General features: G+C 73.0%; 17 protein-coding genes. 10 read left to right on the top strand and 7 right to left on the bottom strand.

The genetic code is table 11. From position 1 onward, the window contains the following. The first annotated feature begins 21 nt into the window (after positions 1 to 21). Together FHG89_RS18540 and FHG89_RS18535 are read left to right on the top strand one after the other, a co-directional pair. Positions 22 to 1,047: an aspartate-semialdehyde dehydrogenase gene (locus FHG89_RS18540; protein WP_139585641.1), complete on the top strand. Its 1,026-nt coding sequence runs from the start codon at positions 22 to 24 to the stop codon at positions 1,045 to 1,047. Positions 1,048 to 1,161: 114 nt separating this feature from the next. Then, positions 1,162 to 1,602, top strand: a complete 441-nt coding sequence (locus tag FHG89_RS18535) for a PPOX class F420-dependent oxidoreductase (protein ID WP_139585640.1) — start codon at positions 1,162 to 1,164, stop codon at positions 1,600 to 1,602. Between the two features lie 9 nt (positions 1,603 to 1,611). Here the strand turns inward: FHG89_RS18535 and FHG89_RS18530 are convergent, their stop codons facing one another. Continuing rightward, entirely contained in the window at positions 1,612 to 2,193 is a 582-nt protein-coding gene (locus FHG89_RS18530; RefSeq protein ID WP_167517459.1) for a nucleotidyltransferase family protein, read from the bottom strand. 175 nt (positions 2,194 to 2,368) lie between these two features. Here FHG89_RS18530 and FHG89_RS18525 point away from each other — a divergent pair, with 175 nt between their 5' ends. The 6 genes from FHG89_RS18525 to FHG89_RS18500 all read left to right on the top strand — a co-directional run bounded on the left by FHG89_RS18525 (position 2,369) and on the right by FHG89_RS18500 (position 7,946). Further along, complete coding sequence (locus tag FHG89_RS18525; RefSeq protein WP_139585638.1) at positions 2,369 to 2,785, top strand: CBS domain-containing protein; 417 nt, start codon at positions 2,369 to 2,371, stop codon at positions 2,783 to 2,785. A 204-nt stretch (positions 2,786 to 2,989) separates the two neighbouring features. Continuing rightward, positions 2,990 to 3,361: an SCP2 sterol-binding domain-containing protein gene (locus FHG89_RS18520; RefSeq protein ID WP_139585637.1), complete on the top strand. Its 372-nt coding sequence runs from the start codon at positions 2,990 to 2,992 to the stop codon at positions 3,359 to 3,361. Continuing rightward, positions 3,361 to 5,421: an amylo-alpha-1,6-glucosidase gene (locus FHG89_RS18515; RefSeq protein ID WP_139585636.1), complete on the top strand. Its 2,061-nt coding sequence runs from the start codon at positions 3,361 to 3,363 to the stop codon at positions 5,419 to 5,421. Before FHG89_RS18520 ends, FHG89_RS18515 begins: the two co-directional genes overlap by 1 nt. A gap of 94 nt (positions 5,422 to 5,515) precedes the next feature. Then, positions 5,516 to 6,268 carry a lysophospholipid acyltransferase family protein gene (locus FHG89_RS18510; RefSeq protein ID WP_139585635.1) on the top strand — a complete coding sequence of 251 codons (753 nt, stop codon included), beginning with the start codon at positions 5,516 to 5,518 and terminating at the stop codon, positions 6,266 to 6,268. 84 nt (positions 6,269 to 6,352) lie between these two features. After that, entirely contained in the window at positions 6,353 to 6,961 is a 609-nt protein-coding gene (locus FHG89_RS18505) for an isochorismatase family protein (RefSeq protein ID WP_208761013.1), read from the top strand. Between the two features lie 4 nt (positions 6,962 to 6,965). After that, on the top strand, positions 6,966 to 7,946 hold the full coding sequence (locus tag FHG89_RS18500) for a GlxA family transcriptional regulator (RefSeq protein WP_139585634.1): 981 nt from the start codon (positions 6,966 to 6,968) through the stop codon (positions 7,944 to 7,946). Here FHG89_RS18500 and FHG89_RS18495 read toward each other — a convergent pair. From FHG89_RS18495 to FHG89_RS18475, 5 genes are all read right to left on the bottom strand, one after another. Further along, positions 7,828 to 8,550 (bottom strand): hypothetical protein, encoded by a 723-nt coding sequence (locus FHG89_RS18495; RefSeq protein WP_139585633.1) that lies wholly within the window; start codon positions 8,548 to 8,550, stop codon positions 7,828 to 7,830. The genes FHG89_RS18500 and FHG89_RS18495 overlap by 119 nt on opposite strands. A 71-nt stretch (positions 8,551 to 8,621) precedes the next feature. Further along, the gene (locus tag FHG89_RS18490; protein WP_139585632.1) at positions 8,622 to 9,335 is read right to left on the bottom strand and encodes a response regulator transcription factor; all 714 of its coding nucleotides are present in this window, start codon (positions 9,333 to 9,335) and stop codon (positions 8,622 to 8,624) included. Then, positions 9,308 to 10,462, bottom strand: a complete 1,155-nt coding sequence (locus tag FHG89_RS18485; protein ID WP_139585650.1) for a hypothetical protein — start codon at positions 10,460 to 10,462, stop codon at positions 9,308 to 9,310. Before FHG89_RS18485 ends, FHG89_RS18490 begins: the two co-directional genes overlap by 28 nt. A gap of 31 nt (positions 10,463 to 10,493) precedes the next feature. Then, positions 10,494 to 11,672 carry a sensor histidine kinase gene (locus FHG89_RS18480; protein ID WP_139585649.1) on the bottom strand — a complete coding sequence of 393 codons (1,179 nt, stop codon included), beginning with the start codon at positions 11,670 to 11,672 and terminating at the stop codon, positions 10,494 to 10,496. Positions 11,673 to 11,790: 118 nt separating this feature from the next. Continuing rightward, positions 11,791 to 12,186, bottom strand: coding sequence for a VOC family protein (locus tag FHG89_RS18475; protein ID WP_139585631.1), 396 nt, complete (start codon positions 12,184 to 12,186; stop codon positions 11,791 to 11,793). Positions 12,187 to 12,295: 109 nt separating this feature from the next. On the opposite strand from FHG89_RS18475, the gene FHG89_RS18470 reads away from it, so the two are divergent. Continuing rightward, positions 12,296 to 13,309 (top strand): hypothetical protein, encoded by a 1,014-nt coding sequence (locus FHG89_RS18470; RefSeq protein WP_139585630.1) that lies wholly within the window; start codon positions 12,296 to 12,298, stop codon positions 13,307 to 13,309. Between the two features lie 45 nt (positions 13,310 to 13,354). Further along, positions 13,355 to 13,786: a VOC family protein gene (locus FHG89_RS18465; RefSeq protein WP_139585629.1), complete on the top strand. Its 432-nt coding sequence runs from the start codon at positions 13,355 to 13,357 to the stop codon at positions 13,784 to 13,786. 28 nt (positions 13,787 to 13,814) lie between these two features. On the opposite strand, the gene FHG89_RS18460 is transcribed toward FHG89_RS18465, so the two are convergent. Further along, complete coding sequence (locus tag FHG89_RS18460) at positions 13,815 to 14,327, bottom strand: hypothetical protein (RefSeq protein ID WP_139585628.1); 513 nt, start codon at positions 14,325 to 14,327, stop codon at positions 13,815 to 13,817. Positions 14,328 to 14,474 lie beyond the last annotated feature (147 nt).

Below are 14,474 nucleotides of genomic sequence, written 5' to 3'. Positions count from 1 at the left end.
GGGCTGGGTAGCCTCGCGGGCATGAGGATCGGCATTGTGGGGGCCACCGGCCAGGTCGGTGGCGTTATGCGGCAGGTGCTGGCGGAGCGGGAGTTCCCGGCGGAGCAGGTGCGGTTGTTCGCCTCGGCGCGGTCCGCCGGGCGTGCGCTGCCGTGGCGCGACGGCGAGGTGATCGTCGAGGACGCGGCGAGCGCCGACTACTCCGGGCTGGACATCGTGCTCTTCTCGGCCGGTAAGGGCACCGCCCGGGAGCTGGCCCCCCGGGTCGCCGAGGCCGGCGCCGTCGTGATCGACAACTCCTCGGCGTTCCGGATGGACCCGCAGGTCCCGCTTGTGGTCGCCGAGGTCAACCCGCACGCCGCCGCCTACCGCCCGAAGGGCATCATCGCCAACCCCAACTGCACCACGATGGCCGCGATGCCGGTACTGCGCCCGCTGCACGCCGAAGCCGGCCTGGTCGGCCTGGTCGTGTCGACGTACCAGGCGGTCTCCGGCGCCGGGCTGGCCGGCGTCGCCGAGCTGGACGAGCAGGTCCGCAAGGTCGCCGAGCACGCCGCGGGGCTCGCCTTCGACGGTTCGGCGGTGGAGTTCCCCGCGCCGCGGTCGTTCGCCGAGCCGATCGCGTTCAACGTGCTCCCGCTGGCCGGCTCGATCGTCGACGACGGCTCGTTCGAGACCGACGAGGAGCAGAAGCTCCGCAACGAGAGCCGCAAGATCCTGGAGATCCCCGACCTCAAGGTCTCCGGCACCTGCGTGCGGGTGCCCGTCTTCACCGGCCACTCGCTCCAGATCAACGCCCGCTTCGCCCGGCCGCTCACCCCGCAGCGGGCCCACGAGCTGCTCGCCGACGCCCCCGGGGTCGCGCTGACCGCCGTACCGACGCCGTTGCAGGCCGCCGGTCAGGACCCGACCTACGTGGGCCGGATCCGCGCCGACGAGACCGTGGAGTACGGGCTGGCCCTGTTCTGCTCCAACGACAACCTGCGCAAGGGCGCCGCGCTCAACGCGGTGCAGCTCGCCGAGCTGGTCGCCGCCGAGCGCCGCTGACGATCGCGTCACCCCGAGCCCCCGCCGGTCGCCGGCGGGGGCTCGGTCGCGTTCCGGGCGGCGGTCGGCCGGGCGTGCTTGGATGGACGAAGCCGACGTCCCCTGGAGGAAACCGTGCCGGACGACAGCAGCCAGCAGGCGTTGACCGACCTGATCGCCGGCCGCTCGATGGGCGTGCTCGCGACGATCAAGCGGGACGGACGGCCGCAGCTGTCCACAGTGGTCTACTCGTTCGACAGGGACGCCGGGCTGATCCGGGTCTCCGTCACCGAGGGGCGGGCCAAGACCGCCAACCTGCGTCGGGACCCGCGGGCCAGCTTCCACGTCAGCAGCGAGGACGGCTGGGCGTACGCGGTCGTCGAGGGCCGCGCCGAGCTGACCCCGACCGCCGCCGAGCCCGGCGACGCGACGGTGCAGGAGCTGGTGGATCTCTACCGGGAGCTCAGCGGCGAGCACCCGGACTGGGACGAATACCGCCAGGCCATGGTCGACGACCGGCGGCTGGTGCTGCGCCTGCACGCCGAGCGCGTCTACGGGATACCGCCCCGGGGCTGACCCGGCCGCTCAACCCGGCTCGATCACCGTCACACCGGGCCAGCGTTGCGCCGGCCGGTGCCGGGCCAGCCGTCGCCGGGACAGGGCCACATCCACCCGGGCTGGGTTGTGCCGCCACACCCCGCCCAGCAGATCCGCGAGGCCGTACGGCGCGCAGACCTCCAGCCGGTCGGCCCCGTCCAGGCGGACGGCGACCGCCGTCGCGTACTCCGGCCAGGTGGCGACCGCCTCGGCCACGTCGCGGTACGGGGCGATCGGCCCGCCGCCGAACTTCGCCGCGTACCAGGTGTGCACCGCCGCCTGGTTGCGCGCCTCCCACGGCGGCTGCGGCCACGCCGCCGCGAGCCGGGCGGTGGCCCGGTCGTCGTCCTCGCGGGTCAGCCGGGTCGGGTCGAAGAAGACCACGTCCACGTCCCGGACCGTCGCCGGGTCGAACCCGTCGCCGTACCGCTCGCCCCAGACCAGGTCGCGCAGGGCGCCCGCGCCGATCCAGGCGTCCGGCAGACCCGAGTCGCGCACCACGGTCAGCGCCCGGGTCAACCACCGGTTGCCCCTGACCAGCTCCCGTAGCTCCCGCTCGTCCGCCGTCACCGGCCCACCGTAGGCGGCCAAACCGGGGCGCGCCGCCCCGACGGGCGGACGTCACGTGGACCGGCGGTTATACCGGCCTGCCGCGCCGACGTCGCGGGACATCGGGGAAGGGTTGGCGTTAGCCCCTGCCGAGCGGCGGGTAGACGGGCCGTGCCGACACCGAGAGGGGAGCACCGTGACAACGGTCGGAGAGTTCATGACGACCCGGTTGGTGACGATGGACGGCAACGACACACTCATCGCGGCCGCGCAGGAGATGCGGGACAGCGCGATTGGTGACGTGGTGGTGACCGACGGCGACAACGTGGTCGGCATCGTCACGGACCGGGACATCACCGTTCGGGGTGTCGCGGAGAACATGGACCCGGGGTCGACCCGGCTGAACCAGATCACCACCCGTGACGTGGTCACGGTGAGCCAGTACGACGACGCGGTGGCCGCCGCGGACCTGATGCGCACCTACGCCGTACGCCGGCTGCCGGTGATCGACGACGGACGCCTGGTGGGCCTGGTCTCGATGGGTGACCTCGCGGTCGAGCGCGAACCGCAGTCGGTCCTGGCCGACATCAGCGCCGACGACCCGAACAACTGACAGTCCGCCGCGGACACGCCGGCCCTCCCCTCGCGGGAGGGCCGGCGTCGCGCGTCCGGGGCCCCGCGCGGCTCACCCGATCCGGGCGAGGTTGACGGCGTACCCGGCGGGGACCCGTGCGGGGACGTGCCAAGCCGGCCGTGCGCGCGACGCGAGCGCGCCGGGTGGGATCCCGGGCCCGGCGAACTGGAAGGAGTGGACCCGATGGTGGACGCGACCACGAGGTTCTTCGAGGACCTGGATCGGCGGGGGTACGAGCCCCTGCTGGCGAAGGCCTCCGGAACGCTGCGCATCGACCTGCACGAAGGCGCGCAGACCCGGCACTGGCTGCTGGCCATCGACCACGGCCGGCTGGAGGTGAGTCAGGAGGACCAGGAGGCCGACACCGTCATCGGGGCGAGCCCGGCCCTCTTCGAGGACATCGCCAGCGGCCGTGAACACGGCCTGGCCGCCCTGCTGCGCGGGGACATGACGGTGTCCGGTGACGCACGGCTCGTGGTGCAGGTCGAACGGATCTTCCCGGGTTCCCCGGACGCCCGTGGGCCGCGTCGGCGCTTCACCCAGGAGGTGCACTGATGGGGCAAAGCAACACGGTCCGGATCCTCGACGGCAGCACGTTCGTCGTCTCCGAGGACACCGGCGACATCGAGGCGACTCCGAGCGAGCCGACCGGGCTGTTCTCGCTGGACACCCGGTTCCTGTCCACCTGGGTGCTCACCGTGAACGGCGAGCGGCTCAACTCGCTCTCCTTCGACGACCTGCAGTACTTCGAGTCCCGGTTCTTCCTGGTGCCGGGCATGGCCACGCACTACGTGGACGCCAAGTTGTCGATCATCCGGGAGCGCGCGGTGGGCGGCAGCTTCCGGGAGCAGCTCACCATCCTCAACCACGACGAGAAGCCGGTCGACCTGGAGATCCGGATGGAGGCGGCGTCGGACTTCGCCGACCTGTTCCAGGTCAAGGACGAGATCCTGAACAAGAAGGGCGAGAACTACTCCGAGGTCGAGCCGGACAGGCTGCGGTTGGGCTACCGCCGGGGCAACTTCCGGCGGGAGACGGTGATCTCCTCGTCGATCGAGGCCCGATACGACAGCAGGGGTTTCGCGTACACAGTCCATCTGGAACCCAACGAGCAGTGGAACACCGCGATCGACGTACAGACCCACGCGCTCGGGCCCGGGGGCCGGGACCTGCGGATGGGGGTCCGGGTGCACGGCACCGAGCGACTCGCCCTCCAGCACGACCTGGAGCAGTGGATCGCCGACGCCCCGAAGGTCAACAGTGAGCACGGTCGGGTCGCCAGCACGTACCGGCGCAGTCTCATCGACCTGGCGGCGCTGCGCTTCTCGCCGCTGTCGCTCGGCGGCGCCACGCTGCCCGCAGCCGGCCTGCCCTGGTTCATGACCATGTTCGGCCGGGACAGCATCCTCACCTGCCTGCAGACGCTGCCGTTCACCCCGCAGCTGTCGAAGACCACGCTGCGCATCCTGGCGTCGCTCCAGGGCAGCCGGTTCGACGACTTCCGGGACGAGGACCCCGGTCGGATCCTGCACGAGATGCGGTACGGCGAGACGGCCGCGTTCGAGGAGCAGCCGCACTCGCCGTACTACGGCTCGGTGGACGCGACCCCGCTGTTCGTCGTGCTGCTCGACGAGTACGAGCGGTGGACCGGGGACGTCGCGCTGGTCAAGGAGCTGGAGCAGGAGTCCCGGGCCGCACTGAGGTGGATCGACAGCTACGCCGACCTGGTCGGCAACGGCTACATCTGGTACGAGCGGCGCAACACCGATACCGGCCTGGAGAACCAGTGCTGGAAGGACTCCTGGGACTCGATCTCCTACGCCGACGGCACCCTGCCGCCGTTCCCGAGGGCGACCTGCGAGGTGCAGGGCTACGCGTACGACGCGAAGGTCCGCGCCGCGCGACTGGCCCGCGAGTTCTGGGGTGACCCGCAGTTCGCCGACCAGTTGGAGCGCGAGGCCGCGGAGCTGAAGGAGCGGTTCAACCGGGACTGGTGGGTGGCCGACGGCGAGTACTACGCCCTGGCCCTGGACCCGGAGGGCCGCCAGTGCGACGTCCTCAGCTCCAACATCGGTCACCTGTTGTGGAGCGGGATCGCCGAACCGGAGCGGGCGGAGAAGCTCGCGGCGCACCTGGTGGGGCCGCGGCTCTTCTCCGGCTGGGGGGTACGCACGCTTGCCGAGGGCGAGGCCCGGTACAACCCGATCGGCTACCACAACGGCACGGTCTGGCCGTTCGACAACTCCTTCATCGCCTGGGGTCTGCGCCGGTACGGCTTCGCCGAGGAGGCGGCCTGCATCGCCAACGGCATCCTGGACGCGGCCACCTACTTCGACGGGCGGCTGCCGGAGGCGTTCGGCGGTTACCCCCGGGAGCTGACCAAGTTCCCGGTGGAGTACCCGACGGCGTGCAGCCCGCAGGCTTGGTCGACGGGTACTCCGCTGCTGCTGCTGCGCACCATGCTGGGCCTGGAACCACACGAGGGTCACCTGGCGGTCGAGCCGCGGCTGCCGGTGGGGATGGGGCGGATCGAGGTGCTGGACATTCCGGGTCGCTGGGGTCGGGTGGACGCGTTCGCCCGGGGCCGGGTAAACCTGGACAACCTCGCCGACTGACCGGACGGGCCGGGCCGACCGGCGGCGACGCGCACCCACGTCGCCGCCGGTCGGCACCCAGGCGATCCCCAGCGGGGCAGGGTAGATTCTGCCAATGCCGGAGCTCGTGTACCCGCCCGTTATCGCCGCCGCCAAGACGATGTTCCGGGTCCTCGACCTGAAGATCAATATCGAGGGCGCGCATCACGTACCCCGCACCGGCGGGGCCGTGTTGGCCAGCAACCACGTGAGCTACCTCGACTTCATCTTCGCCGGCCTCGGCGCGAACCCCTCGGGCCGGCTGGTCCGCTTCATGGCCAAGCACTCGGTCTTCGAGCATCGGATCGGCGGACCGTTGATGCGCGGGATGAAGCACATTCCGGTGGACCGCGGCGCGGGCGCGGCGTCGTTCCGCGCGGCGGTGGCCGCGCTCAAGAACGGCGAGGTGGTCGGTGTCTTCCCGGAGGCGACGATCAGCCGGTCGTTCACGGTGAAGGAACTCAAGAGCGGCACGGTCCGGATGGCCCGCTCGGCGAAGGTGCCGGTGCTGCCGGTCGCTCTGTGGGGCACGCAGCGACTCTGGACGAAGGGCCGCCCGCGCACCCTGACCCGCCGGCACACGCCCATCACGATCCTGGTGGGCGAGCCGATCCACCCCGCCGACTTCCCGGACCCGAACGTGCTGGCCGCCGAGCTGACGACCCGGCTCACGGCGCTCGTCGAGCGGGCCCAGCGGGAGTACCCGGACGCCCCCGCCGGCCCGGACGACACCTGGTGGCTGCCCGCGCACCTGGGCGGCAGCGCCCCGACGCCCGAGGAGGCCGCCGCCATGGACGCCGCCGGGGAGCAGCGCAGCCCCAGCGTCTGAGCGGCGGGCCGGTGACCGGATCGTTCCGCATCCGGGCGCGATGGTGTCTGCCGTCGCGGTCGGCGACCGGCCAGGATCGACGTCATGAGCAGAGCGGCACTCGTCGTGATCGACGTTCAGGAATCGTTCCGGCAGCGCCCGATCTGGGCGTACGGCTCCAACCCGGATCTGGTCGGGCAGGTGCAGCGGTTGGTCTCCGCCGCCCGGGAGCGCGGTGACCTGGTGGTCTGGGTCCTGCACTCCGAGCCCGGCACGGGCGGGTTGTTCGATCCGGCCCGCGGGTTCGTGCGCCTGATCGACGGGCTGGCCCCGGGTGAGGGTGAGCCGACGCTTGTGAAGACCGCGCACAACGCGTTCACCACCACGAATCTTCAGCAGGTTCTCACGCTGGCCGGCATCGCCGACGTCACCGTGTGCGGCATCCGGACCGAGCAGTGCGTGGAGACGACCGCCCGGGTCGGCGCGGACCTCGGCTACCGGATGACCTTCGTCACCGACGCCACACTGACCTTCCCCATCCCGCACCGGGACCTGCCGGAGACCGCCACGGTCGCGGAGATCCTGGCCGACCCGCGCACCCTGGGCAACGAGGAGATCGTGACCCGCACCGAGTACGCGCTCGCCGGCCGTTTCGCGACCATCCGGACCGTGGACGAGGTGACCGGCGCGACCCTCGCCGGCACCCGGGGCTGAGCCGATGGCCCGGGTCGTCTTCCTGCTGGTCCCGCAGCTGCACCTGCTGGACCTCGCCGGGCCGGCCCAGGTCTTCTCCAGCGCCGCCGACCTCGGCCACGACTACCGGCTGCACTACGTCGCCGAGCGGGAGCAGGTGTCGACAGTGCAGGGCGTACCCCTGGTGGCCGACACCCGGTGGCCCGAGCTGACCCCGGACGACCTGGTGCTGGTGCCGGGCTGGCGGCCGTCGGCGCACGGCCCGCAGGGCCCGGTGTCGCCGGCGGACCTGCGCAGACTCGCCGAGCACCATGCCGCCGGCGGCACCGTGGCCAGCGTCTGCGCCGGCGCGTACGCCCTCGGCCGGGCCGGCCTGCTCGACGGCCGCCGCTGCACCACCCACCACGAGGTGCAGGACGACCTGGCTCGTCGTCACCCGGCGGCGCGGGTGACCCGTGACGTGCTGTACGTCGTCGACGACCGGGTGGTCACCTCCGCCGGCATCGCCAGCGGCATCGACGTGGCGCTGCACCTGGTGGCCACCCGGCACGGCCCGTCGACCGCCGCCCGGATCGCCCGCACGCTTGTCGTCTACGCCCGGCGCAACGGGCACGAGCCCCAGGCCAGCGCGATGATGCGGCACCGTTCGCACCTGTCCGAGGCGGTGCACCGGGTGCAGGATCTGATCGACGGTCGGTACGCCGAGCCGCTGCCGCTGGCCGAGCTGGCCGCCGCCGGTGGCGTCGCCGAGCGGACGCTGACCCGGCTGTTCCGTGCCGCCACCGGGCTGACCCCGCTCGGCTACCAGCAGCTGCTGCGGGTGGAACGCGCCGAGCACCTCATCGGCCACGGTACGACAGTGGAGTCGGCCGCCCGAACAGTCGGCTTCACCGATGCCCGGATGCTGCGCCGCCTGCGAGCCCGGTCCACGAGGTCGGCTCCGGCCCGGACCGGTAGTAGTCGTCGCGGGAACGGAACTCCACAGGCAGTGAGCCGGGCAGCGTGACCCGCGTGTCCCCGGCGAGCAGGCCGGGGCCGGCCCGCAGCAGCAGCACGTCGCGTTCCTGCGCCGACAGGTCGACCAGTTGCGGCCGGGTGAGCCGGAACATCGCCACCGCGCGGCGTACCTGCTGGGCCAGCGCGGTGACTTCGGCGACCGGCCCGCCGAGGGCCAACGCCGGCTGCTGGATGGTGCGCAGCGCGTCGCAGACGATCAGCAGTTGCGCCGGGGTGTGCCCGGCGGCCGGCGGCAGCTCCAGACGGGACGGCCACTGCCAGCGGATTTGCCCGCTCATCAGCCCCGGCAGTCGACCGGCGACCCGGGTGCGGGGCGTGTCGTCGGCGACCAGGGAGAGTTGCGAACCGGTGCCCACCCAGCAGACCCGCTGGTCGGTGACGGTCACCGAGACCGGCCCGGGCAGGTTCCAGCCCCGCCGCGCCTCCGTCGGCCCGAGCAGGTAGCCGGAGACAAGCATCTTGTACCGGTCGAGCACCCGCTCACCGGGCATGGGACGCAGGTCGTACCGGCGGTCCAGGACCGGCCCCACGTCGTCGTCCAAGGCGTCGAACCGGTGCGGCCCGATGAAGAAGGGAGACGCGTCGCAGTGCATCGTCACGACCTTCCGGTCAGCTGGCTGTCGTCAAAGCCTGGCGGACGCGACAGCCGCTGTCATGACGCCCGTTAGGGGGTCGGCCGGTCGTGCGTCGCCTGTGACCGGTAGATGCCAATCTCCTCCGGGCGGACGAGGCCGTCCTCGATCGCCCGGGCGAGCAACGCCGCCTTTGTGGCAGCCGGACGCCCCGCCCGGGTGTACTTGATCCGCGCACGGTCCACGTACTGCTTGACCGTGTGTTCGCTGATCTGCATCCGCCGGGCCACCGACGCCTTGGACATCGACTGGAACCAGAGCAGCAGCGCCTCCCGTTCCTTGTCGGACAGCATCGGCCGGTCCGGTCGTGGGTCGCCGACCATCGCGCCGGCCAGCGCCGGCGGCACGTACGGGCGGTCGCTCGCGGCGGCCAGCACGGTCGCCACGCAGTGCTCCCGGCCCTCGTGCTTGGCCAGGAAGGCCACCGCCCCCGCGTCCAGCGCCGCGAGCATCGTGTCCGGGTCGGTGTGTTCCGAGTAGACCACCACCCGCCGCCCGGCGGCGCTCAGCTCGGCCAGCTTGTCCAGCGCCATCCTGCCGTGCAGCCGCAGGTCGAGCAGGACCACGTCGGCGTGCGGGGCGGCGCGCAGCACCTCGTCCGGGTCGTCCCCGGTGGCCAGCACGGTCAGTCGCGCCTCCGTGGCGAGCCACGCGCGGACGCCGTCGACGACCACCGGGTGGTCGTCGACGATCGCCACACCGACCGGCCGCCCGCCGGTCATCTCCGCCACCGGGTCTGCGCCCATCTGATGTCCCCGTCCCGTTCGTAGAGGTGCTGCACCGGCCCGTCGTCGTACTCCCCGGGCGGTGGGCCGGTCGCCTCCGGCCCCGGCCGGTCCGGCGTGACGAGGCTGACCACCACCTCGTCCGGGCCGGACACCACTGTCAGCCGGGCCCAGTCGCGGGCGCCCGCGAGGAGGGCGGTGAGCGGGTCGGCCAACTGGCGGCGGATCTCCACCGGCAGCGGCGGCGGACTGCCGATGGTGACCAGGTCGATCGGCAGCCCGTTGCGTTCGGCCAGGTCGGCGGCTGCCCGCAGCTCGTGCAGCAGGGGGTCGGGCACGTCGTCGGACTCGGCGATCAGGCGGCGCAGTCGGGCGGCGGCCAGCACGCACCGCCGCTGCACCTCCGGGTCGTCCGGGTCGGCCTGTCCGGCGGCCAACTCGCCGAGGACCCGCCCGGCCGTCGCCCCGACCAGCGCGAGCCGGTCGCGGCGTTCCCGCAGACCCCGTTCGGCGGCGTCCCGTTCCGCGGCCATCGTGTGCATGGCGGCCGCGGCGGCGGCCCGGTCCCGACCCAACCCGACGATCATCGTGCTGCCCACGAAGATCGCCACCGGGAGCGAGAACGTGCCGTACACGTACATGACGTAGCGGGCCAGGTCGGCTTCGTCGATGCCGTGTCCGAGGACGGCGACCAGCGCGATCACCGCGTGCGCGGTCAGCAGCGCCACCAGCCCGGCGACCCGCCGCCCCCACAGCGCCAGCAGGAAGAACCAGCCGAGCGTGCCCCACACCCAGTTGGCGGCCGTGAACAGCTGTCGCTCGCCGGCGGCGGCGAAGACCGCCGCGTCGACGACGACCAGCAGCCCGGCCAGTGGCCACGGTGGCAGCGGTGTGTCCCGCAGCAGGAGCACCCCGGCTGTCGTACCGGCCGCGAGGACCAGCACCCAGCCGCCGATCACCACCACCGGCGCGGCGAACTCCGCGCGGGCCGCCAACACCGCCGGCAGCCCGATGGCGAGGTGCCAGGCGAGCGCGATGGCGACGGCCACGATCCGGGCACCCCGGTCGGACGCGTGGGCCACCGCGGCCGGCGCGGCGAGAGCCTCCGTGGAGGCCGACTCGCGGGGCGCCGGCACGTCGAACCGGATGGGTGCCGGTACCGCCGCCGTGGCGTCGAGGTCAGCCGACACCGGGCCACTCCAGCCGGATCCGGGTGCCCTGACCGGGCGCTGAGACCACCTCGGCCCGTCCGCCGACGGTCGCCATCCGGCCGCGGATCGACTCGCGCAGCCCGTACCGGTGCGCGGGGACGGTGGCGGGGTCGAAACCGGGGCCGTCGTCGGCGACCTCGACCACGACGGCGATCGCGTCGCGGGTGAGTCGTAGCGAGGCCCGCGCCCCCGGGGCGTGCCTGACCACGTTGGACAGCGCCGCGTAGGTGCTCTCGGTGATCGCGTCGGCCACCCCGGCGGGCACCGCGCAGGGCGCCAGCTCCACGCTCACCGGTAGCTCGGGCAGCCGGTCGGGCACCGTGCGCAGCCGACCGTCCAGCGGCACCGGGCCGTCGCCGGGCACCGGGCCGACGTCGGCCACCGCGACGAGGGTACGCAGGTCGGACGCGCACCGTTCGCGGAACGCGGGCGACGGCCCGGCCACCGCGCCGAGCCCCACCATGGTCAGCGTGCCGAGGACGGTGTCGTGCAGGTCGCGGTTCTGCTGTCGTTCGGCCTCCCGGGCGGCGCGGGCGACAAGCGCCTCCCTGGTCAGCCGCTGATGCTCGGCGAACGCCCGGTCGGCGCGGCCGATCCGCCGGCGCATCACCGTGGTCATCATCGCCGTGCAGCCGGTCTGCACCAGCAGCGTGGCCGCGTGCGCGCGCGCCTCGGTGGGGTTGCCGGCGGAGTACGTGCCCACCGCGTACGTGGCGGTGACCAGCAGCCCGGCCGGAACCGACAAGCGTGGCGTGCCGGTGGCCTGTGCGTTGATCACCGTGGTGCTGGCGAGCACCGCGATCCAGCTGCCCTCGCCGGGAAGCACCCCCGGCGCCACCAGCACGGGGATGAGCAGGCAGACCACCGCGGTTATCGCGACGTCAGCGGCGGTCAGGGCCGGGGTGAATCCGTGCCGCAGCGCGCGGATCGCGTACCAGAGCGACCAGCCGGTCAGCGCTGCCACGACCGGCAGCAGCAGGGCCGTTTCGACAGGTGGGGTACGCACCGACAGCGCCACCGCCGCACTGACCAACCCGCAGGTCAGTCGCAGCAGCGCCGGAGTCGTGGTGAAGATGAGGTTCAGCACGCCGCCGGCCGGATTGTCCAGCACGGGCGGCGGCACGCTCGGGGCGGCAACGGCCGGCATCGGGAAGTGCCCTTCCGACAACGACCCGGTCCGGGTCCGCGCGGCAGAGATCGACATCGGAGAATAGCACGGTCGGTCGCTGTCGATCACTCATTGTGCGCGGACTGTCGCCAATGTGTCACTCTGTGCCGCGAGGCTGGAGCAGATCCCACCGGTTTCCGTAGAGATCGGCGAAGACCGCCACCGAGCCGTACGGCTCGTGCCGCGGCTCCTCCAGGAAGCGCACCCCGGCCGCCACCATCCGCGCGTGGTCCCTGGCGAAGTCCTCGGTGTGGAGGAACAGGCCGACCCGGCCACCCGTCTGGTCGCCCACCCGCGCCCGCTGCTCCGGACCGGTCGCCCGGGCCAGCAGCAACGCCGTCTCCCGGGCACCCGACGGGCGCACCACCACCCAGCGTGAGCCGTCCGGTCGGGGAGTGTCCTCCACCAGCTCGAAGCCGAGGCTCCCGACGTAGAAGTCGATCGCCTCGTCGTACTCCCCGACCAGCAACGCGACAAGTCCCAGATGTGCCATCGGGTCATCATGCCCACGGCCGCTGCGGACCGGGCCGGCGGCGTCAGCAATGGTTGGAGGCGTCACGCCGCCCGCGGAACCGGGCCCGGTCCGCGGCCGTCGAACCAACATGCCGAAGGGTCGGAACGTCCTGGTGGTGGCGCTGCTCGGGGTGGCCCTGAGCGGCTGCGGGGAGACGGTTGGCGGGCCGGTCGACGAACCCGGCCCGGCCGAGATCGTCGAGTCGTGGACCTCCTGCGCCGAGGCGGCGCCGCAGGCGGGCGCGGAGTTACCGGTACCGCCGGCCGCCACCGTGTCGCCGGAACCGGCGGCTCCCGCGCGGAACGGGCCGGAGATCGGGCGGGTCGATCCCTCGTTCACCCCGGTTTCCGCAGTGCTCTGCGGCCGGGAGATCCGGCCGCGTCCCGGCGGCGGGCAGGAGCAGGTGGCCACCGAGCGCCACGCCGACGAGATCGACGCGCTCATCGAGGCGCTGCGCCTGCCCGACCAGCAGCGGCCGAAGGGGGAGTTCGCCTGCACCCTCGACATGATCGTCCCGCCGTGGCTCGCCCTGCTCGACGAACGGGGCCGCTGGCTGCGCCCGTACCTGCCCACCGACGCCTGCGGCAAACCGCGCGCCGAGGTGCGCACCGCGCTCGACGAACTGCGGCTGACCACCGTGGACACCCGTACCGTCGGGCCTGTCGAATCGCCGGAGGCCGACGCCGCCGGCTGCGCCCAACGGTGGGCGGACATGGTGTGGGTGGAGACGACCAGCGGCCGCCCCGGACCACCCGGGCCGCCCGCAGCGCCCACCGACGGGCCGCTGCGCCTCTGCGTCTACCAGGTGCCCGCGTCCGAGCAGGGCGGCGGCAAACCGGCGGGCGACTTCGTGTACGGCGGGCCACTCCCGGCCGACCGCCAGGCGGGCGTGCTGCGGGCACTGGGCAACCGCCGAGCGGTGGTCGACTGTGCCACCCCGGCGTCCCGCTTCGCCGTGCTGCGACCGCTGGACGGCACCGGCGGCCCCGACCGGTACGTGGAGCTCGACGGCTGCCGACGCTTCCTGGTCGTGTCGCAGGCCGGCGGGGCGGGGCTCGGTCAGGGCGACAGCGTGCTCGCCGGCCTGCTCGGTCCCCTCTGAGTCGGCACCGGCGTGAATGTCGCAGGGGTGCCGTACGGTCCGACCATGCCAGCCAGAATCGACCTCACCCTCGACTCCACAAACGCGCAGGTGCTCGCCGCGTTCTGGAGGACGGCCCTGGGCTACATCGACGAACCGCCGCCACCGCCCTTCGCGACCCGGGCGGAGTGGCTCGCCCAGTTCGACCTGCCGGAGGACGACCCGGCGGACGGGGCGTGGCTGTGCGATCCCGACGGAATCGGGCCGCACCTCTCCATTCTCGACGTCCCCGAGCCCAAGACGGCCAAGAACCGCCTCCACATCGACATCCGGGTGGAGGGCAGCGGCACGCCCGACGAGCGGTGGGCGCGGATCATGGCGGAAGCCCACCGCCTGGTCGAGGCGGGTGGGCTCGTCCTGGAGGAGGTCGACAGGCACCACGTGGTGATGGCCGACCCCGAGGGCAACGAGTTCTGCGTCGCCGCAACCGCGGCCTGACGGGCCGCCGATCGCCCCGCCGGTGGCGCTACGCCCACTGGTCGTCTCTGGTGCGGATGACCAGCACCACCCCGACGCCGCCGAGGACGGCGAACACCAGCCCGGCCGGGATGGCCGTCCAGGACATCAGGAACGACAACGAGCCGTTGGTGTGCCCGTTCGCCGCCACGAACTTCTCCGGGGCCGCCGGGTCCACCCACACGGCCATCTTCGGTCCGGGAGTCCGGTGACAGCCGGTCCCACCGGCGCAGGGGATCCAGGTGCTGTACTGCTTCGACCCGTACAGGTAGGAGACCTCGATCCGGTCGATGCCGCTGCCCCGGCCACCGCCCCCTGCCCGGTCGGACACGTAGGCCGTGACCGGCACGCCGCCGGCCCGCAGCCGGTCCGCCTCCGACGACACGTGCCACCGGTACGCCAGAGCGCCAACGGCCAGGCCCAGCCCCGGCAGCAGCATGGCCAACGCGGTCAGCAGGACCCGCATTCGCGGGCGCATACCAGCCGGGGTCGGTGCCGGGGAGCCGCGCCGTCGTTTCGTCACCGGCACATCCTCCGACGCGGGCGCAACCTGCCGCCCGCGCCGGCCACCACATCGCCGTGGGGCGTGCCGGGCCGGGGGTGACGCCGGCACGGGGCAGGCCGAGCTTCGACGCCAACGGCATCAGGCACGAATCCGAGCGCACGTCGT

Source organism: Micromonospora orduensis, from assembly GCF_006228125.1.
Classification (GTDB): Bacteria; Actinomycetota; Actinomycetes; order Mycobacteriales; family Micromonosporaceae; genus Micromonospora; species Micromonospora orduensis.
This window is presented reverse-complemented; position numbering and strand designations above follow the sequence as displayed.